The sequence below is a fragment of the Pseudomonas sp. DF5 genome, from assembly GCF_058148225.1.
In genome coordinates this window covers 286,595-306,225 of sequence record NZ_JBYVYM010000003.1, presented here as the reverse complement: position 1 = coordinate 306,225, position 19,631 = coordinate 286,595, and the positions used below count along the sequence as shown (strand labels likewise).

Below are 19,631 nucleotides of genomic sequence, written 5' to 3'. Positions count from 1 at the left end.
GGATGGTGGTCGGCAGTAATCGGATATCCATCTGCGATGGTGAACGCTAGTTTATGTAGGCCTGAACAATAACAACGGAGGCTACGGCTATGTCCTTGGGATTCGAATACCTTAACTCTTTGCTTGAAGAAGATCGTGATAAGGGCGTCTACCGCTGCAAACGCGAGATGTTCACTGACCCGCGCCTGTTTGACCTCGAAATGAAACATATCTTCGAAGGTAACTGGCTATACCTTGCCCACGAAAGCCAAATTCCCGAGAAAAATGACTTCCTCACTACTACTATGGGGCGTCAGTCGATCTTCATTGCTCGCAACAAGGATGGGGTGCTCAACGCTTTCCTCAACGCCTGCAGCCATCGTGGCGCCATGCTCTGCCGACACAAGACCGGCAATAAATCGTCCTACACTTGTCCCTTTCATGGCTGGACTTTCAATAACTCCGGTAAATTGCTAAAGGTCAAGGATCCTGTTGATGCCGGTTACCCGCCGAGCTTCAATTGCGAAGGTTCCCATGACCTGACAAAGGTCGCTCGCTTCGAGTCCTATCGCGGTTTTCTGTTCGGCAGCCTCAATCCTGACGTGGTACCGCTAGTGGAGCACTTGGGTGAATCGGCGAAGATCATCGACATGATCGTCGACCAGTCGACCGAAGGCTTGGAAGTGCTGCGTGGCTCTTCCTCGTACATCTATGAAGGCAACTGGAAGCTGACCGCTGAAAACGGTGCTGACGGTTACCATGTCAGCGCCGTGCACTGGAACTATGCTGCCACCCAAGCCCAGCGCAAGCTGCGCGAGGCCGGCGATGAAGTAAAAACCATGAGTGCCGGTGGGTGGGCCAAGAATGGTGGCGGTTTTTATTCCTTCGACAAGGGGCATCTGCTGCTATGGACCCGCTGGGCCAACCCAGAGGACCGTCCACTGTTCGAACGCCGCGACGAACTGGCCGCCGACTTCGGCCAGGCCCGCGCCAACTGGATGATTGAGAACTCTCGAAACCTGTGCTTGTACCCCAACGTCTATCTGATGGATCAGTTCAGCTCGCAGATCCGCATTGCACGGCCACTCGCCGTGGACAAGACCGAGATCACCATCTACTGCATCGCCCCAAAAGGGGAGAGTGCTGAAGCGCGCTCGCAACGCATTCGTCAGTACGAAGACTTCTTCAATGTCAGTGGCATGGCTACACCGGATGACCTCGAAGAATTCCGCTCTTGCCAGATGGGCTACCAGGGTGGCCGTGGTTGGAACGACATGTCCCGTGGTGCCGCGCACTGGGTCGAAGGTGCCGATGCCGCCGCCCAGGAAATCGATCTGCACCCACTGCTCAGCGGTGTGCGTACCGAAGATGAAGGCCTGTTCGTACTGCAGCACAAGTACTGGCAGGAAACCATGCTCAAAGCACTCACTACCGACCAGCAGTTGATTCCAGTGGAGACCGTTTAATGAGTATTTCCTTTGAGCAAGTGCGTGACTTTCTCTACGAAGAGGCGCGCTACCTGGACGACAGCCAGTGGGACAATTGGTTGGAGTGCTATGCCACCGACGCAACCTTCTGGATGCCGGCGTGGGATGACAACGACCAGCTCACCGAAGATCCACAGCGGGAAATCTCGCTGATCTGGTACGGCAACCGTGGCGGCCTGGAAGACCGGGTATTCCGGATCAAGACCGAGCGATCCAGCGCGACCATGCCCGATACGCGTACCTCACATAACATCAGCAACCTGGAACTGCTCGAGCAGGGCGACGAACTGTGTCTCCTGCGCTTCAACTGGCACACCCTGAGCTTTCGCTACAAGACCGTCGACAGTTACTTTGGCACCAGCTTCTACACCCTTGATGTGCGCGGCGAGCGCCCGCTGATAAAGGCCAAGAAAGTGGTCCTCAAGAACGACTACGTCCGTCAGGTTATCGATGTCTACCACATCTGATTGCAGCTATGCACGAGGTGCGTCATGCACAAAATCGCTTTGAATTTTGAGGACGGGGTCACCCGCTTCATTGACGCCACCGCTGACGAAACTGTGGCCGATGCCGCCTACCGCCAGGGCATCAACATTCCTCTGGACTGCCGCGACGGCGCCTGCGGTACCTGTAAGTGCTTTGCCGAGGCCGGCCGTTACGACCTGGGCCAGGAATACATCGAAGACGCGCTGAGCGAGGAAGAGGCTCAGCTGGGTTATGTGCTGACTTGCCAGATGCGTGCAGAGAGCGACTGCGTGGTGCGGGTGCCGACCTCGTCGCAGGTCTGCAAGACCGAACAGGCCAGCTATCAGGCCAGCATCAGCAAGGTATGCCAGCTATCCGACAGTACTATTGCGCTGTCAATCAAGGGCGAGGCACTCGGCAACCTGTCATTCCTCCCTGGGCAGTACGTCAACCTCGGCGTGCCCGGTAGCGAGCAGTCTCGCGCCTATTCCTTTAGCTCTCTGCAGAAAAACGGCGAGGTCAGCTTCCTGATCCGCAACGTGCCGGGCGGGTTGATGAGTAGCTTCCTTACTGGTCTGGCCAAGACCGGTGACAGCATGACCCTGGCAGGTCCGCTGGGCAGTTTCTATCTGCGTGAGATCCAACGTCCACTGTTGTTGTTAGCAGGTGGCACGGGGCTGGCGCCGTTCACAGCAATGCTGGAGAAGATCGCCGAAGAGGGTAGCAAGCATCCGGTACACCTGATCTACGGCGTGACCAACGATTTCGACTTGGTTGAACTGGATCGCCTTAAGGCCTTCGTTGTGCGCATCCCCAATTTCACCTTCAGTGCCTGTGTGGCCAACCCGGAAAGCCTATATCCGCTCAAAGGCTACGTCACCCAGCACATCGAGCCACGCCACCTCAATGAAGGCGACGTCGATGTGTATTTGTGTGGTCCGCCCCCGATGGTCGAAGCGGTCAGTCACTACATCCGCGAACAGGGCATCACGCCTGCGAACTTCTACTACGAGAAGTTCGCAGCAGCCGTAGCCTGAATCCGTTTACGGGGTCGACCGCATCGTGTCGGTAAGGCCGATCCCTTATTTATTCGAGGTTGTCATGAACAACAGATTCGAAAACAAGGTCGCGCTGGTCACCGGCGCGGCGCAGGGCATTGGACGTCAGGTGTGCGAACGGTTGCTGGCCGAAGGCGCTCGCTTGGTGGCGGTTGATCGTTCCGAACTGGTCCACGAGCTGGCGGGCGAGGGCGTGCTCACCCTGACCGCTGACCTTGAGCAGCACAGTGAATGTAGCCGGGTGATGGCTGCAGCGGTCGAGCGTTTCGAACGCCTGGATGTGCTTATCAACAATGTCGGCGGGACTATCTGGGCCAAACCCTTCGAGCACTACGAAGTTGCGCAGATCGAGGCTGAAGTACGCCGTTCGCTTTTCCCGACGCTATGGTGCTGCCATGCAGCGCTGCCATACATGCTCGATCAGGGCAGTGGCTCCATCGTCAATGTTTCTTCCATCGCCACCCGTAGTATCAACCGCGTCCCTTACGGCGCAGCCAAGGGCGGGGTGAACGCGCTGACGGCCTGCTTGGCCTTCGAAACGGCCGGTCGCGGCGTACGTGTCAATGCCACTGCGCCGGGCGGGACCGAGGCACCTCCACGGCGGGTGCCGCGTAATAGTGCCGAGCAGAGCGCCGAAGAGAAAGTCTGGTACCAGCAGATCGTCGACCAGACCATCAATAGCAGCCTGATGAAACGCTACGGCAACCTCGACGAGCAGGTCGGAGCGATCCTGTTCCTTGCTTCGGATGACGCCTCCTATATTACTGGCGTGATCTTGCCAGTAGGTGGTGGCGATCTCGGCTGATTCGAGAACTACTCTTTGTCACGGTCTGAACTTGGCGGTAGTTACGGCGTGCCTTTGGACCGGTTGCGAGGCGCATGAGGGGTGCTGGTCGCCGCTATATCGCGGTACTTTCCTGGAGTACAACGTATCTGTTGTTTGGTATAGCGGGGGCAACGTTAATTTCATTGTTGGCCGCATTTCCATGCGCCCTGATCGCGGCACTCGTAGGTTTTGCTCTGCACGGAGCAATAGGAGACGCGTTAGTGTGCAGCCTGAGCGAACCGATAGAGTACAACGCAGGATTATTAAACTTTCTCTTACTGCTTCGGGAATTTCGTTCCCTGACTCTTCATTGCAAAGAGTACCCGTGATGGAAACAGCAATGAACTGGACCTGGTTTCATAAGCTCGGCTCGCCAAAATGGTTTTACGGCATCAGCGGCAAAATGCTGCCCTGGCTGAGCGTCGCGGCGTTGCTGCTGATTAGCGTCGGCGTGGTCTGGGGCCTGGCCTTCGCGCCACCGGACTACCAGCAAGGCAACAGCTTTCGAATCATCTATATCCATGTTCCCGCCGCCATGCTGGCGCAGTCCATTTACGTGATGCTGGCTGTGTGCGGCGTTGTCGGGCTGGTGTGGAAAATGAAACTGGCCGATGTCGCCCTGCAATGCGCGGCCCCGATCGGTGCCTGGATGACCGCCGTAGCGCTGGTCACCGGCGCGATCTGGGGCAAACCGACCTGGGGTTCGTGGTGGGTCTGGGATGCGCGACTTACGTCCATGTTGATTCTGCTGTTTCTGTACTTCGGTCTTATTGCGCTGGGCAACGCCATCAGCAATCGTGACAGCGCGGCCAAGGCCTGCGCGGTGCTGGCGATTGTCGGCGTGATCAACATCCCGATCATCAAATACTCGGTGGAGTGGTGGAACACCCTGCACCAGGGCGCGACGTTCACCCTCACCGAAAAACCGGCGATGCCTGCCGAGATGTGGCTGCCACTGCTGCTGACGGTGCTGGGTTTCTACTGTTTCTTCGGCGCGGTGCTGTTGCTGCGCATGCGCCTTGAAGTGCTCAAGCGCGAAGCCCGGGCGAGCTGGGTGAAATCCGAAGTGCAGAACAGTCTGGAGGCCGCTCGATGAGTTTCGCTTCATTCGGCGACTTTCTCGCCATGGGCCATCACGGCCTGTATGTCTGGTCAGCCTATGGCATTTGCCTGGCGGTGCTGGCCCTCAACGTGGCGGCGCCGATCCTGGCCCGCAAGCGGTATCTGCAACAAGAGGCGCGTCGTTTGCGCCGGGAGAACGGCCAGTGAATCCGCTGCGTAAAAAGCGTCTTGTCATCATTCTCGCGATCCTGGTCGGTGTCGGCGCTGCCGTCGGCCTGGCCCTGAGCGCCCTGCAGCAGAACATCAATCTGTTTTACACCCCGACCCAGATCGCCAATGGCGAAGCGCCGCAAGACACGCGCATCCGTGCGGGCGGCATGGTCGAAAAAGGCTCGCTGCAACGTTCCGGCGATTCCCTGGACGTGAAATTCATCGTCACCGACTTCAACAAATCCGTGACCATCAGCTATCGCGGCATCCTGCCGGACCTGTTCCGCGAAGGGCAGGGCATCGTTGCCCTCGGCAAGCTCAACGCTGATGGCGTGGTGGTGGCCGACGAAGTGCTGGCCAAGCACGACGAGAAGTACATGCCACCGGAAGTGACCAAGGCGTTGAAAGACAGTGGTCAGTCGGCACCTACGCCAGCCAAGGAGGGCTAACGGATGACTTCCGCACTTTACAGTTCAGGGCTGTTCATCCCGGAGCTCGGCCATCTGGCCATGATCCTGGCGTTGTGTTTTGCGTTGGTGCAGGCCGTGGTGCCGTTGCTCGGTGCCTGGCGCGGCGACCGTTTGTGGATGAGCCTGGCCCAGCCGGCCGCGTGGGGGCAGTTCGCGTTTTTGCTGTTCGCCTTCGGTTGCCTGACCTATGCGTTCATGGCGGACGACTTCTCCGTCGCCTACGTGGCCAGCAACTCCAACAGCGCGCTGCCGTGGTACTACAAGTTCAGCGCCGTGTGGGGCGCTCACGAAGGTTCGTTGCTGCTGTGGGCGTTGATTCTCGGCGGCTGGACCTTCTTGGGCATTGCCGTGTGCGCGCTGGGTGTCGTGTTGTCGAGCCAGAACAGCGCCGAGCGTGATCTGCGCCTGGCACCGGGTGAGTCCATGAGCCTGGCCGGTTACCAGTTTGTGTTCGAAGGCGCCAAGCACTTCGAAGGCCCGAATTTCACCTCCGACAAGGGCACCATACGGGTGATCCGCGACGGTAAGGAAGTCAGCGTGCTGCACCCGGAAAAACGTCTGTACACGGTGCAGAACTCGATGATGACCGAGGCCGGGATCGACGCCGGTTTCACCCGTGACCTGTACGTCGCACTGGGCGAGCCGTTGGGCGAGGGCGCCTGGGCGGTTCGCGTGCACGTCAAACCGTTCGTGCGCTGGATCTGGTTCGGTGGGCTGCTCACCGGTGTAGGCGGGTTGTTGGCGGCGCTGGATCGCCGTTATCGAGTCAAGGTAAAAAGCCGCGTGCGTGAAGCGCTCGGCATGACGGGAGCCACCGCATGAGACGTTGGTTGATGCTGTTGCCGCTGGCGATTTTTCTGGTGGTTGCTGTTTTTCTGTATCGGGGGCTGTACCTGAACCCGGCCGAGTTGCCCTCGGCGATGATCGACAAGCCGTTCCCGGAGTTTTCCCTGCCCTCGGTGCAGGGCGACAAAACCCTGACCAAAGCGGACATTATGGGTAAACCGGCGCTGGTCAACGTCTGGGGCACCTGGTGCATTTCCTGCCGGGTCGAGCACCCGGTGTTGAACAAACTGGCCGAGAAGGGCGTGGTGATCTACGGCATCAACTACAAGGACACCAATGCAGACGCCTTGAAGTGGCTGGCCGAGTTCCACAACCCGTATCAACTGGACGTCCGTGACCCACCTGTTGGATAAAACCAAGCATGATTGATTTCTGGCTCGCTGCAGGCCTGCTGCTTCTGGTAGCCCTGAGTTTTTTGCTGATCCCCGTTCTGCGCGGTCGTCGCGCCCAGCTTGAAGAGGATCGTACGGCGCTGAACGTCGCGCTGTATCAGGAGCGCGTGGCTGAGTTGCAGACTCAGCAGGAAGAGGGCGTGCTCAACGCCGAGCAAATGAATGCCGGCCGCGCCGAAGCCGCCCGTGAACTGCTGGCCGACACCGAAGGCGTCGAGGCACCGCGAGTGTCGCGTCTGGGCAAGCCATGGCCATTGCTGGCGGCAATTCTGGTGCCCGTGCTGGGCCTTGGGCTGTACCTGCATTTCGGTGCCAGTGACAAAGTCGAGCTGACCCGCGAGTTCGCCCAGGCACCGCAGTCGATGGAAGACATGACCCGTCGCCTGGAACGTGCCGTTGCGGCCCAACCGGATTCAGCCGAAGGCCTGTACTTCCTCGGCCGCACTTACATGGCTCAGGAGCGCCCTGGCGATGCGGCGAAGATCTTCGAGCGTACCGTGAACCTGGCCGGTCGCCAGCCGGAACTGCTCGGGCAGTGGGCTCAGGCTCAATACTTCGCCGATGGCAAGAAGTGGTCGGACAAGGTCCAGGCCCTGACGGACGAAGCACTGAAAGCCGATCCGAAGGAGGTCACCAGCCTCGGTCTGCTGGGCATCGCAGCCTTCGAAGGCGAGCGTTACCAGGACGCCATCGACTACTGGAATCGCCTGTTGGTGCAACTGCCGCCGGATGATCAGTCCCGTGTCGCGCTGCAAGGCGGCATCGCCAAGGCCGCCGAGAAGCTTGAAGCCAGCGGTGGCAAGGTGGCTCAGGCGCCTGCAGTCAAAGCTGCAGCACGGCTCAAGGTGCATGTCGATCTTGCACCGGAATTGAAAGCCAAGGTCCAGCCCGGCGACAGCGTGTTCATCTTCGCCCGCGCCACCGCAGGCCCGCCCGCACCATTGGCGGCCAAGCGTCTGACCGTTGCCGACCTGCCAGCGACCGTCGAGCTGGGCGATGCGGATGCAATGATGCCCCAGTTGAAACTGTCGAACTTCCCCGAAGTCCAACTGGTTGCGCGCATCTCCCGCGCCGGCCAACCGACTGCCGGCGAATGGATCGGTCGTAGCCAACCTTTGGCCAGTAGCACCACAAAATCCCAAAGGCTGATCATTGACACGTCTGACTCGATCATCGACGAATAATCCATACACTGGTGCGCTGATTTGGCTTGGACCGTACGGTGATGGGACGACTGATTACAGTGCGGCATAGTTTCTGCGCCCACCATGGCTAACGCCAGCAGTGTGATAGCTTGCCACGACATTAGGTAAGCTAAATCGCGGATCCCGCCTCGCGCTGTGGGAAGGAAGATGGAACCTGGTTTCGTCATCGCAAACTGATCTACGCCCATCATCCGGAAGTACTCCGTTTTTTTGCGCTGAATCATCCATTACCAGTTCAATAAGAGCTGCACAAAAACCTGGGGATTTTCCGGTGATTCGTGACTTTTTGGTCACGCTGTGTTTTGTCCGGTGAATCGTGAGTCGCAACAAGTAATTTCGACAAAAACTGCGTATGACCGGGGCAATCTTGAAATATGATGTTACGTGTAATGTATATTATGTTAAATGATGTGTCTGCTAGGAACTTTCTATTCTTGAGTTCAAGCTCCGCACGGCGTCAGAGCCGTCCTGTGCCAATGTCTACCCTGTCCAATTTTTTAGCACAGAGGACATCGGGCGTCAGAAACATTCGTCCACCCGATGTAAGTCGATAACGAATTCACTTCGCAGGTTTAATCCAATTCGCTGATGCAGACCACTTTAGGCTGCGTCATGTCCTCATACGCAAACCGAACACCTTCTCGCCCCAAACTTCCGTATTTAAAACCACCGAAAGGCATGGCATCGAAACGATAATCGGAAGAGTCATTGATCATCACGCCACCGGCTTCAATCTGACGTGCCAGTTTCAAAGCTTTGGAAATATCACGTGTGAAAAGGCCTGCGTGCAAGCTGTACTCTGTTGCATTGGCCAGCGCAATGGCGTCTTCCAGATGGTCGAAAGGCTCCAGGATAACCACCGGCGCGAAGACTTCCTGCTTCCAAATCGTGCTGCTATGCCTCACGTGCTGAAGCACGGTCGGCGCATAGCTTCCCGCTTGGCGATGGTGCCCACACAGAAGAACGGCCCCCTCGGCCAGCGCTTCATTGACCAATTGCTCGGTACGACGGGCCGCCTGTTCCGTAATCATCGGGCCTACATCCGTTGCTCGCTGGTCAGGATCACCCACTACCAAGGCACGCGTTTGGCTGACAAAACGCTCACGGAAGTCCTCATAAATTGAACGATGTACAAGGATGCGTTGAGTGCCGATGCAATTCTGCCCAGCAGCCCAAAAAGCACCAGACACACAGGACTCCACGGTCGGTTCGATATCACAATCTTCAAGCACAAGAACCGGGGCATTTCCTCCCAGATCCATCGCTAGCTTCTTCAATCCTGCACTGCGAGCAATGGCCTCACCCGTGGCAAAACCACCCGTAAAGGAAATCATCCGAACTTCGCGAACCTCGACCAGTGCTTTGCCCAAGTCGACGCCACCAGTTGCCGGGGTAATCACAGTGGGTGGAAGACCCGCTTCCACCAGGCACTCAACCAGCTTGAGAGCAGACAACGGCGCGAGTTCCGAGGGCTTCAGGATCACAGCATTACCACCGGCGATGGCCGGGCCAAGTTTATGGGCGACCAGGTTCAGAGGGTCGTTGTAGGGAGTGATCGCGACAATAAGCCCCAGCGGTTCCCGCGTGAACCAACCTTGACGCGACTCCGATCCTTCATAAGCCCCAAATGGAATCACTTCCCCGGCGTTACGACGAGCCTCTTCCGCCGATAGCTTCAGCGTGTTCACACAACGTTTTACTTCCTTCTCTGCTTGTCGCAGCGTCTTCCCCGCCTCTGCAACAATGAGTTTGGCAAACGCTTCAGCCTCAAGCTCTACACGCCGGGCCGCCTCCTCAAGAATGCGTGCACGCAGGTGACGAGGCATTGCTGCACTCTCGCGCACGCCAATTCGCGCACGTTCCAGCAAGCCGGGAACGGCGGCGGCATCGAGGCAAGGGACGCTTCCCACCAGGCGACCATCGAATGGACTGAACACATCAATCTTTTTGGCATTAACAAGCTGGATACTGGCCATGCTGGATACGCTCATGACTATCTCCTTTTATTTGCCGTGGGCGGTGTGGATGGCGACGATGTCCGACAGCAATGCGAAGGCTGTTTCGATGCGCCCTGCCCCAGGCCCGGACACCGTGACAGCTCCCAGCAGTTCAGTATTGAATGACACTGCATTCGTAGCACCGCTGATTCCGGCAAGAGGATGTGAGTTCGACAGTAAGCGAGCTTCCACACTCGCTCGAACCGAGCCATCTGCTTCACGATCGGCTGAGCCAATCAGTTTCCAGCTCGCGCCATTGGCACTTGCCTGGGCAATATCTTGCGCGCTGATATTGCTGATACCCGAGCACGCTACATCGCTGACATTCAGTCGTGCGTTGAGCAGTTCGTTGGCCAGGATCACCACCTTGAGGCGTACGTCAAACCCTTCCACATCGGCGGTTGGATCTGCCTCGGCGTAGCCGAGCTGTTGCGCTTGGACGACGGCATCGTTGAACGCCAGGCCGTCTTTCATCCGGGTGAGCACGTAGTTGGAAGTGCCGTTCAGGATGCCTTCGAAGCCTTGCACGTTGGCACCCGCCAGGGCCTGTTTGGCCAGACGAATCACGGGGGTGCCACTCATCACCGCTCCCTCGTATTCGAAAGCGAGCTGATTGCGACGGGCCAACGCCTTGAGCTCGGCACCGTGCAACGCAATAGGCCCCTTATTGGTGGTCACTACATGAATGCCGCTTTCCAAGGCCCAGCGGCAAAAGGTAGTGGCGGGCTCGCCATCCACCGGATTGGTGAAAGTGGCTTCAGCGATGATGTCTGCACCGGAATGCTTGATCACGGTTTCGTTGAAGGCCTCAGCATTGCCGCCGGGCAGTTGAGCGAATGCGCCCTTCTCAACCGGCAGCGCCACCAACTGCTTTGCATCCAGACCGTCTTTGGCAACGATTGAGCCGAGGAACAGATCGGTGACCCCGACAATTTTAATGGTGAAGCCCAGGGTCTCTTTCCACTCGGCATTACGATCGGCGACCAATTGGGCGAAGCCACGGTTCACGCCACCAAACCCTACCAAGGCAATTTTGTACTCAGTCATAACCGCTGTTCCTATATTGATGTTGTTCGATAGGAACATCCTAAGAGGCGGGCTTTGGCAGTTGAATATGGCAGAGTGCTGTATTAGTTGAGCGTTTTGCCCAAGCGCGATGTTGTCAAAACACCGCAGAAAGGACGAACGATGTCACGGTGTTTTCCACCCCGGGCATGGCCGCGATTTCCTTCCACACGAGATGGACACGTTCAGGTGTGGCGGCATTCACACGCAGCATTAAATCGAACTCACCACTGAGTACTTCACATTGCACGACTTCGGGAATGGAGCGCAGCGCAGTCAGTACTTCTTCGCCACGCATGCGGTCGTAGCGATAGACAAAGATCACCGCGCTGATAAGTGATGTAGGCCGCCGCGACTCACCGAGCAGTACCGTATAGCCCTGGATCGCACCGTCACGCTCAAGACGCTCGATGCGCTGGCGCACCGCATTGCGCGACAAGTTGATCTTGGCACCCAGTTCGATATGGGCAATTCGCGCATTGGCGGTAAGCTCGGCCAGTATGCGTTCGTCCAACGGATCTAGAATGCGCTTCATGCAAGCCTCGACTGCACCAGACGAAGAGCTTGGCACAGAGCGTCCAGATCGCCCTTGGCCAGGTACGGTGGTCGCGCGCGCACCTCAATGGTGCCCGGAACGCTTGTTTGCCAGACACCCAGTTCGGCCAACAGCGCCGCTGACTTGGTCGGCGCCACTTGCCCGAAGGTAACCATCGGCGCGCCCAGGCTGCGTCGATGAAGCCTGCCGGCCAGGACACCGACAGCGGTGTGAGGATCGATGGCCGAGCCGGTTTCTCGGAACAGTTCGACTACTTCATCACGCACCTGGGATTCGTGTACGGCATAGGAGTCGAAGAGTACTCGAGCGCGCAGCCATTGCTGGTTGCCGATACTCATTTCTCCGCAACTTTCAAAATGCTCCATCAGTGCTTTTGTTGAGCAGCCATCGTGCTCGTAGATCTCCCAGATAAACCGCTCCAGGTTGGAAAACAACGAGAAATCCATCGCCGGCGACACGGTTCGATTAGTCATCCGGGTGGAGTAGCGATTGCAATGAAAAAACTGGTGCAGGGCATCATTGCTGTTGGTGGAAATGATCACCTGATTGATCGGTAATCCCATTTTCTGCGCAATGTAACCAGCGTAGATTTCGGCCGAGCTGGCAGCTGGAACGCTAAAGCCAACGGGACGCGAGCCACCGCCCAGTTGCAAGGCCGCGTGGAAGTAAAAAACGATCTGGGCCAGGACGCCGATCCAATTGGTCGAGTTGAAACAGACCGGCAACACTCCATCCAACGGCCACTCACGCAAGAGTCGGGAGACCAGCGTCTGGCAATCATCGAAATTACCGTCAACCGGAAACAGCTGAACCCGCTGCGGGTCGGCTGCCTGCAAGGCACTGAGTTGCTCAGGCGCAAGCCCGTCGCGCGGATACAGTATCGCCATGCGGGCGGCTGGGCAGTTAGCAAAGGCTTCAAGCGCCGCGACGCCGGTATCACCGTTAGTTGCACCGACTACCAACGCTTCCCTACCGACCTCTTCCAGAAAATGCTCAACCAGGCGCGACTGCAATTGCGCGGCGAAATCCTTGGAAGAACCGGTCGGGCCATGAAACAGCTGGAGTATCCACTCGTTATGCCCGATCTGCTCAAGCGGCGTAACAGCGCGGTGCTTGAATTGTTGATAGCTGTCACTGAGCAAGGCACGCAGGGTGCTTTCGTCTATGGAAGAACCAACAAAAGGCGAAATCACTCGCCAAACCAACTCATCAAACGGCAGCCACGACCAGCTGGCAATTTGTTTCTCGGTGAAGACAGGCAAACTGGCCGGGACATAGAGACCACCATTTTCGGCGAGCCCAGACAGAACCACACTGCGAAAATCAGCACGCATGTCGCCGCCGCGAGTGCTTACATAATCCATGGCAACTCCAAATCAGTTTTATAAAAGGCGATGGGCTTGCGCCACCAGCCAGGCAGAAAAATGTGCGGCATCAGGCGATAGCACTTCGTTCTGTTCGTGCACCAGATAAAAGGATTCGCTTGCCTCGATTCGGTGATTGAATGGCGCAACCAATTGCCCGCTCTTAAGCAAATCCTCGACCACGGAAGACCGTGCCAGCGCAACGCCCTGCCCCAATTCGGCCATGCGGATCGTGGAAATCAGCGTGTCAAACTGAAGGCCACGGGAGTAGTCGACGTCGTCTGCACCAACTCGTTTTAACCAGTAACCCCAACCCTCTTCGTACCCCAACACGTGAAGCAGAGAATGGTTCATCAAGTCGCGTGGCTCATGTATGGGTGAGCTGGCCATGAGCTTTGGGGAGCAAACAGGCTGAAGGATGTCCCAAGTCAACCGCTGAGCGTGCAAACCCGACCACTCACCGCATCCCCAGCGAATCTCCAGGTCATCTTCGCCGTCCGGTTCTTTCACCCAAATATTGCTGATGTATCGAATATCAATCTGGGGATACTCCCGAGAAAAATCCGCGAGCCTGGGGGCCAACCAATAGTGAAGAAAGGAAAGGCTGCCACGCACCTTCAAATGTCTTCGATTGCGCTGGCCGAAAATCTCGTTCGTGCCGACTGCAAGGCGACTGATCGCGTCTTGTACGACAGGCAGGTACGACTGCCCTTCCTCGGTCAAGCCAAGCCCTCGAGGTAAGCGCTTGAACAGCGCCACACCGAGGTGACTTTCTAACTGACGGATCTGCTGACTCACAGCCCCTTGAGTCAAATGGAGCTCTTGCGCCGCGTGGGTAAAGTTTAAACAACGCGCCGATACTTCGAATGCCCTCAACCAGTTCAAGGGTGGTAGTGACTTTTGACTCATCGGCGCAACCTCATCAGGGCTTTATCTATGCTCGATCATTGCCTGAAAAACTCACGCGGTGCCAGAGGAATGAACTGCTGCGGCTAAAGCCAACCGCTCTGCTCTCTTGTTTCGAGTGATCCAGTAAACGAAGTAACACCACGCGATAAAGGGAAGGCCGAAGTAAAGCGCCACTCGCTGCTCAGGATCAAAAGCGATACCCACACAGGCCAGCAGACAACACAATAATGCACCGATAGGCACCCATGGATAGCCGCGTACACGGAAATGCAGGTCTTCAACTCGTCCGCCATTAGCGACATATTGACGACGGAACGCGATCTGGCTTGCAGCAATGCTCATCCACACGACCACGACCGCCAGACCGGAAATGGACACCAAGGCCAAGTAAACCGTATCAGGGGCAAACACACTGCTGAGCAGAGAAGCCACTGCACCCGCCATACTAAGCACGATGGCGTTCACCGGTGCACCCCGACTGGAGAGCCTGGCGTAGCGCTTAGGCATATGTCCTTGATCGCTCAATGTCCACAGCATTCGGGACGCCGCATACAGCCCCGAGTTAGCGGCGGAAATCAGTGCCGTGAGAATGACGAAGTTCATAATGTCGGCAGAGTATGGGATGCCAATCAGCTCAAACACCATCACGAACGGGCTTTCTACGAGCCCCGCTTGCTCTCGTGGCAGTAACGTCGCAAGGACGAAAATGGTCCCCACGAAGAACAGCGCCAAACGTACCACTGTCGTGCGGATTGCCTTGGGCACGCTAGTTTGTGGATCTTGCGCTTCACCTGCCGCAATCCCGATCAGCTCAGTTCCGGAAAATGCGAATGAAACAGCCAGGAGGGTCATTGCAATGGGTAAAAACCCAGTAGGAAAAAGCCCCTCACGTGTGAAGTTGGAAAGTCCCGCCCCCTGCAAACTCTGTACTTGAATAAGACCGAAAATTGCCGCTCCGCCAATCGCAATGAATGTGATAACGGTCAGCACCTTAATCAGCGAAAGCCAAAATTCAGTCTCCGCAAACCACCGAACAGAAACAACATTGCTTAAGAAAACGGCGATGGCAAACAGCGCGCTCCAAATCCAGACCGGTGTATCAGGAAACCACCGAACCATCAGTATGCCCGCAGCTGTGAACTCTGAACCGATAGCTACTGCCCAAGTGAGCCAGTAAAGCCAGGCCACTGTATAGCCTGTGCCTGGGCCCAGGTATCGCGTTGCATAACTACTGAAAGATCCGGTTTCTGGCATCTGTACAGCCAACTCACCGAGACAGACCATGACTAAATACACCATCACTGCCCCGATGATGTAAGCAATCACTGCACCGAGCGGCCCTGCCTGATTAACCGTGTAACCGGAGGTAAGGAATAACCCCGTACCGATCACACCGCCCAGTGCCAACATAACGATGTGGCGTGTTTGCATTTCCTTTTTGAAACGCGAGTTTGGGTCGGACTGATGATCTTCAATATGCGTGGACATAGTTTTATTCTCATGAAATGTTCGGACAAACGCCTTATAACTGGCTGTTGGGCAGTACAAATTTGTCGTCGCTGGATTTTATTATTTTCATTCTTCATGAAGGGCTTAAGATGAATCTCGAGCGTCCTGCCCGTATTCAGGTTTCTACCTCAATGAAACGTTGGGCACTATCAGCGTTAAAGCTCGTATCACCATGTTTACCTCGCACTAAAGCGAAAGCTTGTTTTAGGTCAGCCAGTAAATCTGCTGAATCTTCAATACCTACGGACACTCGAACCAAACCTTCGGAGATTCCAAGTGCCTGACGTTCTTCCAAGGTATTTTCCACGTGACTGGTCGTCCGAGCCGGCCCATAGATGGTCTCGACAGCGCCCAGATTACCCGCCCGATGCGCATATCTGAGCAGCGGTAGCAAACGAGTCACTGTGTCCATGCCTCCTTTCAGCACGAAGCTGACGATGGCCCCGAATCCGTTCATTTGCGAACGAGCGATGTCATGACCTGGATGTTGAGGCAGCCCCGGATAGTTCACCGACTCAACCAGCGGTTCGGTACAGAGGTACTCGGCCAAAAGCTTCGCGCTCGCCTGTTGCTGGCGAAGACGCAGAGCCAGTGTCTTGATGCCTCGGATGATTAGATACGCCGAAAAAGGATCCAGCGAGGCACCATTGATTTCGCGGTAGTGGCGAACTTGAGACATCAAATGCTCGGCACCACAAACCACGCCGCCAAGTACATCACCATGACCGGACAGGAATTTGGTCGCGCTGTGCACAACCACATCAACGCCTAAAGCGAGCGGGTTCTGATTCAGAGGTGTCGCGAATGTATTGTCTGCAACAACCAAAGCGCCCACTCGCTTCGCTGCTGCCACAAGGCGCCGAATATCAACGATTTTCAGCGTTGGGTTCGAGGGTGTTTCCAGATACAGGACGCTGCAGCCTTTAGCGATCTCCTGCTCAAGTGCCACAGTGTCGAGCGTATCGCAAAGAGTTACCTCCACACCCATGCGTGGAAGAAACTCCTCGAAAATCTTGTTCGTACCGCCGTAGCTGTCACGCGTAGATATCACGCGCTGCCCACAGGACAGGAAGGTGTGTAATACACCGCTAATTGCAGCCATTCCGGTACTGAAAGCTACAGCCGACTCCGCGTTTTCTAGCTCACAGAGTTTATCTTCCAAGACGCAGACAGTGGGATTGCTCATCCGGCTGTAAATGAAGCCAGGCTCCTTTCCCAATGCCACGTCGTACCACTTATCGATATCGTCATAGCCATAGGCGGCACTGACCACGATGGGTGTCTGGGTCGCATTGTAAGGATGTTGAACTTGCTCACCTCCCCATACGGCTCGAGTCCCCATCCCAACCTCTGAAGCCTGGACGGCGCGTTTCTTATTTTCCATAAAGTTCTCTCGCATCAAGGGAAACACAACCGTGTTCCAAGTGGGCTTGGGAGGACTATATGGAAAGCTCATGCTTGTGAAAAATCATGATATCCGGGAGTAAGGGGTACTTTTTTTAATGGCTGGGTACCGGGTGCCCTGACCATCCAGTCACATGCCCATGAGCATTGAGCGAAGTGAATTACCTATGACAGATGCCCTCTTTGCTGCGCGCCCTTCCCCACTACACGTGCTGCCATCTGCCATCAATCGAATAGCTTCCCTGACTGCCCGGCAGGCAGCATACGGAGCTGCTAGTGTTAATCCGCATGCCGTCAAAGTCCCAGCAGTCGGGTGGGTGTGAGCCGCCGTTTTGTTCGTGACCGAGTGCTACGCCTGCCGCTGCAGTTTGTTGGCAGTGGTGTAACCCAAGATCTTCCTAATCCATCGAATGGCGCTTAATCCAGGAGAAAAATCATGGCGAAGGTACTGGTTCTCTATTACTCAATGTACGGTCACCTCGAAACGATGGCCGGCGCAGTGGCCGAAGGCGCACGATCCGTACCCGGCGCAGACGTGACGCTCAAGCGCGTCGCTGAAACCATCCCGGCCGAACAGGCAGCAGCCATCGGCGTCAAACTTGACCAGAAGGCACCGGTGGCGACACCTGACGAGCTGGGCAATTACGATGCAATCATCTTTGGTACACCGACGCGCTTCGGCAATATGGCGGGACAGATGCGCACGTTTCTCGACCAGACCGGCGGACTGTGGATGAGCGGCGCGCTGGTCGGGAAAATCGGCAGTGTCTTTGCATCGACCGGCACCCAGCACGGTGGCCAGGAAACCACGATTACGTCGTTTCACAGCACACTCCTGCATCAAGGAATGGTCATCGTGGGTGTGCCTTACACCTGCGCAGGGCTGACCAACATGAGCGAGATCACTGGCGGTACACCCTATGGCGCGACCACCCTGGCAGGCGCCGACGGTAAACGGCAACCGTCACAAAATGAACTGGATATCGCGCGTTTCCAGGGTAAACACGTCGCTGAGCTTGCAATAAAGATCGCGGGTTAACGTAAGCACCTGAATGGGCGCATGTTGCAGGACAGGTTGCCGGCCTGCACCTCTCCCGTATCTATGAGAAGGCGAACACTGCGGTGTACGAGTCTGATTTCGACATCGGGCCACCGGAGTCGGTGGCCCCTCAACAGGTCTGCATTAGCCCATGCGCATTGAAACTTCAATGTCGTCGGCGAACGGCACGGACAGGTAGCCGTTCTCCGATGAGCGCACATAAGCCAGGTATTCAGGGCAGTAATCCGTGTTGTCCGCCACGACAAGAGCGCCCGGGCGCAGGTGTTTTTCAACCAGACTCAGCACGTCGCCATACAGCGCCTTGGCGCCATCCAGCAGGAGCAGATCGACAGTCCCCGGGAGATCGCTTGCCAGGGTGACGAGCGCATCGCCTTCACGAATGTCCACCAGGTCGCTGACGCCACCTTCAACGAAGTGTTCGCGCGCCAGGGCGATCTTCGACGGTTCGAATTCGCTGCCGATCAGTACACCGCCGCCGTTGTCCCGCAGCGCTGCCGCCAGATGCAGGGTGGACAGGCCGAACGAGGTGCCGAACTCGACGATGGCCTTTGCCTTGGTGCTGCGCACCAGCATATACAGCAGCTTGCCGGTGTCGCGGGAGACCGGCAGCCACAGGTCTTTAAGCATCCCGTAGAATTTCAGGTAATCGGTCTTGCTGTGCATCAGGCGTTCACGTTCTTCGCCAGAAAAGTTTTCCAGAGCCGGGCTGGTAGCCGCATTGGCCTGGGTGTAGAGGCGTTCGATCAGGGTTGCCAATGGCTCGGTGGTCAGGGTTGTCATGATTGTTTTCCATCCGTTGAGGGCTAAGATGCGACTGATTCGTCACATTTAAATGATGCGAGTGATTCGCAACCTTCGCTATTCGCGTTCTCCCCTGACGCCCGAGCTGCCCATGACCAACCGCCAGACTGCCCGTATTTCCTCACGTAAACAGCCGCAGCAGGCACGCTCCACTGAGCTGGTGAGCGCAATTCTGGAGGCCGCTATTCAGGTTTTGGCCAAGGAAGGCGCGACCCGATTCACCACCGCGCGGGTCACGGAAAAGGCTGGCGTGAGTATCGGCTCGCTGTACCAGTACTTTCCCAACAAGGCGGCGATTCTGTTCCGGTTGCAGAGTGATGAGTGGCAGCAGACCACCGGGATGCTGCGGCGGATTCTGGAAAATCTGGAAGAGCCGCCGCAGGATCGTCTGCGCACCTTGGTGCATGCCTTTATCCGCTCGGAGTGCGAAGAGGCGCAGATGCGCGGTGCGCTGCATGACGCCGCCCCGCTCTATCGCGATGCACCCGAAGCCCACGAAGTGCGCGCGGCGGGGAAGCAAATCTTTGAAACCTTTATGCTCGAATTGCTGCCCGAGGCGAGCGAGCCAATCCGCGCACAGGCCTGTGATCTGATCCGTAGAACGCTCAGTTCAGTGGGGAAAGACTTTTCAGGAAATCCGCGTACCGAAGTGGAAGTTACGGTGTGTGCCAATGGGATGGCGGATATGTTTTGCGCTTATATTGCTGCGCTCAGTCAGCCACAAAACGCCCAGGTTCTCGAGCGCGCATTGTCTACTGCCAGCCCACCGTTCCCACACAGGCATCGCTCGCTACCAGAGTGAGCGTCAACAATCTGTTACTTTTTTGAAACACCCTCTCAACCGCTAATCAGTTAGTCCGGTTTTTTGACACATCCCCGATATGTGGTCACACACTTTTGCTCTCCGCTCGGTCATAACCGTTGGCTGTCGATGGAATATTGGCATCTTCCGAGGTTCTTGCCTGA

The 19,631-nt window shown here is 56.7% G+C and carries 18 protein-coding genes and 3 pseudogenes; 13 read left to right on the top strand and 8 right to left on the bottom strand.

The genetic code is table 11. From position 1 onward, the window contains the following. Positions 1-89 precede the first annotated feature (89 nt). From benA to ccmI, 11 genes and pseudogenes are all read left to right on the top strand, one after another. Complete coding sequence (gene benA / locus AC30D7_RS04750) at positions 90-1,445, top strand: benzoate 1,2-dioxygenase large subunit (protein WP_490133251.1); 1,356 nt, start codon at positions 90-92, stop codon at positions 1,443-1,445. Next, positions 1,445-1,933, top strand: coding sequence for a benzoate 1,2-dioxygenase small subunit (gene benB, locus AC30D7_RS04745; protein ID WP_490133250.1), 489 nt, complete (start codon positions 1,445-1,447; stop codon positions 1,931-1,933). Before benA ends, benB begins: the two co-directional genes overlap by 1 nt. A gap of 24 nt (positions 1,934-1,957) precedes the next feature. After that, entirely contained in the window at positions 1,958-2,968 is a 1,011-nt protein-coding gene (benC, locus tag AC30D7_RS04740) for a benzoate 1,2-dioxygenase electron transfer component BenC (RefSeq protein WP_490133249.1), read from the top strand. Between the two features lie 64 nt (positions 2,969-3,032). Further along, the gene (locus AC30D7_RS04735; RefSeq protein ID WP_490133248.1) at positions 3,033-3,794 is read left to right on the top strand and encodes a 1,6-dihydroxycyclohexa-2,4-diene-1-carboxylate dehydrogenase; all 762 of its coding nucleotides are present in this window, start codon (positions 3,033-3,035) and stop codon (positions 3,792-3,794) included. Between the two features lie 16 nt (positions 3,795-3,810). Beyond that, positions 3,811-4,113, top strand: a pseudogene (locus AC30D7_RS04730) (benzoate/H(+) symporter BenE family transporter); the annotation flags it as partial. 42 nt (positions 4,114-4,155) lie between these two features. Next, positions 4,156-4,911: a heme ABC transporter permease gene (locus AC30D7_RS04725; RefSeq protein ID WP_028940003.1), complete on the top strand. Its 756-nt coding sequence runs from the start codon at positions 4,156-4,158 to the stop codon at positions 4,909-4,911. Further along, positions 4,908-5,084 carry a heme exporter protein CcmD gene (gene ccmD / locus AC30D7_RS04720; protein WP_007939192.1) on the top strand — a complete coding sequence of 59 codons (177 nt, stop codon included), beginning with the start codon at positions 4,908-4,910 and terminating at the stop codon, positions 5,082-5,084. Before AC30D7_RS04725 ends, ccmD begins: the two co-directional genes overlap by 4 nt. Continuing rightward, positions 5,081-5,536, top strand: coding sequence for a cytochrome c maturation protein CcmE (gene ccmE, locus AC30D7_RS04715; protein ID WP_007939191.1), 456 nt, complete (start codon positions 5,081-5,083; stop codon positions 5,534-5,536). Before ccmD ends, ccmE begins: the two co-directional genes overlap by 4 nt. A gap of 354 nt (positions 5,537-5,890) precedes the next feature. Beyond that, positions 5,891-6,379: pseudogene (locus AC30D7_RS04710) on the top strand (cytochrome c-type biogenesis CcmF C-terminal domain-containing protein); the annotation flags it as partial. Continuing rightward, a pseudogene (locus AC30D7_RS04705) lies at positions 6,376-6,741 on the top strand (redoxin domain-containing protein); the annotation flags it as partial. The pseudogenes AC30D7_RS04710 and AC30D7_RS04705, both read left to right, overlap by 4 nt. Before the next feature lie 23 nt (positions 6,742-6,764). Next, positions 6,765-7,979: a c-type cytochrome biogenesis protein CcmI gene (gene ccmI / locus AC30D7_RS04700; RefSeq protein ID WP_490133247.1), complete on the top strand. Its 1,215-nt coding sequence runs from the start codon at positions 6,765-6,767 to the stop codon at positions 7,977-7,979. A gap of 593 nt (positions 7,980-8,572) precedes the next feature. Here ccmI and AC30D7_RS04695 read toward each other — a convergent pair. From AC30D7_RS04695 to AC30D7_RS04665, 7 genes are all read right to left on the bottom strand, one after another. After that, positions 8,573-9,991, bottom strand: coding sequence for an aldehyde dehydrogenase family protein (locus AC30D7_RS04695; protein ID WP_490133246.1), 1,419 nt, complete (start codon positions 9,989-9,991; stop codon positions 8,573-8,575). Positions 9,992-10,003: 12 nt separating this feature from the next. Further along, the gene (locus AC30D7_RS04690) at positions 10,004-11,044 is read right to left on the bottom strand and encodes a homoserine dehydrogenase (RefSeq protein WP_490133280.1); all 1,041 of its coding nucleotides are present in this window, start codon (positions 11,042-11,044) and stop codon (positions 10,004-10,006) included. Between the two features lie 115 nt (positions 11,045-11,159). Further along, positions 11,160-11,597, bottom strand: coding sequence for an Lrp/AsnC family transcriptional regulator (locus tag AC30D7_RS04685; protein ID WP_018925939.1), 438 nt, complete (start codon positions 11,595-11,597; stop codon positions 11,160-11,162). Further along, positions 11,594-12,982 carry a threonine synthase gene (thrC, locus tag AC30D7_RS04680; protein WP_490133245.1) on the bottom strand — a complete coding sequence of 463 codons (1,389 nt, stop codon included), beginning with the start codon at positions 12,980-12,982 and terminating at the stop codon, positions 11,594-11,596. Before thrC ends, AC30D7_RS04685 begins: the two co-directional genes overlap by 4 nt. A gap of 18 nt (positions 12,983-13,000) precedes the next feature. Further along, on the bottom strand, positions 13,001-13,891 hold the full coding sequence (locus AC30D7_RS04675) for a LysR substrate-binding domain-containing protein (RefSeq protein ID WP_490133244.1): 891 nt from the start codon (positions 13,889-13,891) through the stop codon (positions 13,001-13,003). A gap of 51 nt (positions 13,892-13,942) precedes the next feature. Continuing rightward, positions 13,943-15,379 (bottom strand): amino acid permease, encoded by a 1,437-nt coding sequence (locus AC30D7_RS04670; protein ID WP_019578958.1) that lies wholly within the window; start codon positions 15,377-15,379, stop codon positions 13,943-13,945. Positions 15,380-15,515: 136 nt separating this feature from the next. Beyond that, positions 15,516-16,784, bottom strand: coding sequence for a cystathionine gamma-synthase family protein (locus tag AC30D7_RS04665; RefSeq protein ID WP_490133243.1), 1,269 nt, complete (start codon positions 16,782-16,784; stop codon positions 15,516-15,518). A gap of 456 nt (positions 16,785-17,240) precedes the next feature. On the opposite strand from AC30D7_RS04665, the gene wrbA reads away from it, so the two are divergent. Further along, entirely contained in the window at positions 17,241-17,843 is a 603-nt protein-coding gene (gene wrbA, locus AC30D7_RS04660) for an NAD(P)H:quinone oxidoreductase (protein ID WP_007938311.1), read from the top strand. A gap of 144 nt (positions 17,844-17,987) precedes the next feature. On the opposite strand, the gene AC30D7_RS04655 is transcribed toward wrbA, so the two are convergent. Then, positions 17,988-18,644 carry an O-methyltransferase gene (locus AC30D7_RS04655; protein WP_490133242.1) on the bottom strand — a complete coding sequence of 219 codons (657 nt, stop codon included), beginning with the start codon at positions 18,642-18,644 and terminating at the stop codon, positions 17,988-17,990. Between the two features lie 112 nt (positions 18,645-18,756). On the opposite strand from AC30D7_RS04655, the gene AC30D7_RS04650 reads away from it, so the two are divergent. Then, positions 18,757-19,467 carry a TetR/AcrR family transcriptional regulator gene (locus AC30D7_RS04650; RefSeq protein ID WP_490133241.1) on the top strand — a complete coding sequence of 237 codons (711 nt, stop codon included), beginning with the start codon at positions 18,757-18,759 and terminating at the stop codon, positions 19,465-19,467. Positions 19,468-19,631 lie beyond the last annotated feature (164 nt).

Bases quoted from the DNA above. Each gene is read 5' to 3' on its own strand.
- benA (WP_490133251.1), top strand. From the start codon at position 90: ATGTCCTTGGGATTCGAATACCTTAACTCTTTGCTTGAAGAAGATCGT.
- benB (WP_490133250.1), top strand. From the start codon at position 1,445: ATGAGTATTTCCTTTGAGCAAGTGCGTGACTTTCTCTACGAAGAGGCG.
- benC (WP_490133249.1), top strand. From the start codon at position 1,958: ATGCACAAAATCGCTTTGAATTTTGAGGACGGGGTCACCCGCTTCATT.
- AC30D7_RS04735 (WP_490133248.1), top strand. From the start codon at position 3,033: ATGAACAACAGATTCGAAAACAAGGTCGCGCTGGTCACCGGCGCGGCG.
- AC30D7_RS04725 (WP_028940003.1), top strand. From the start codon at position 4,156: ATGAACTGGACCTGGTTTCATAAGCTCGGCTCGCCAAAATGGTTTTAC.
- ccmD (WP_007939192.1), top strand. From the start codon at position 4,908: ATGAGTTTCGCTTCATTCGGCGACTTTCTCGCCATGGGCCATCACGGC.
- ccmI (WP_490133247.1), top strand. From the start codon at position 6,765: ATGATTGATTTCTGGCTCGCTGCAGGCCTGCTGCTTCTGGTAGCCCTG.
- AC30D7_RS04695 (WP_490133246.1), bottom strand. From the start codon at position 9,991: ATGAGCGTATCCAGCATGGCCAGTATCCAGCTTGTTAATGCCAAAAAG.
- AC30D7_RS04690 (WP_490133280.1), bottom strand. From the start codon at position 11,044: ATGACTGAGTACAAAATTGCCTTGGTAGGGTTTGGTGGCGTGAACCGT.
- AC30D7_RS04685 (WP_018925939.1), bottom strand. From the start codon at position 11,597: ATGAAGCGCATTCTAGATCCGTTGGACGAACGCATACTGGCCGAGCTT.
- thrC (WP_490133245.1), bottom strand. From the start codon at position 12,982: ATGGATTATGTAAGCACTCGCGGCGGCGACATGCGTGCTGATTTTCGC.
- AC30D7_RS04675 (WP_490133244.1), bottom strand. From the start codon at position 13,891: ATGAGTCAAAAGTCACTACCACCCTTGAACTGGTTGAGGGCATTCGAA.
- AC30D7_RS04670 (WP_019578958.1), bottom strand. From the start codon at position 15,379: ATGTCCACGCATATTGAAGATCATCAGTCCGACCCAAACTCGCGTTTC.
- AC30D7_RS04665 (WP_490133243.1), bottom strand. From the start codon at position 16,784: ATGGAAAATAAGAAACGCGCCGTCCAGGCTTCAGAGGTTGGGATGGGG.
- wrbA (WP_007938311.1), top strand. From the start codon at position 17,241: ATGGCGAAGGTACTGGTTCTCTATTACTCAATGTACGGTCACCTCGAA.
- AC30D7_RS04655 (WP_490133242.1), bottom strand. From the start codon at position 18,644: ATGACAACCCTGACCACCGAGCCATTGGCAACCCTGATCGAACGCCTC.
- AC30D7_RS04650 (WP_490133241.1), top strand. From the start codon at position 18,757: ATGACCAACCGCCAGACTGCCCGTATTTCCTCACGTAAACAGCCGCAG.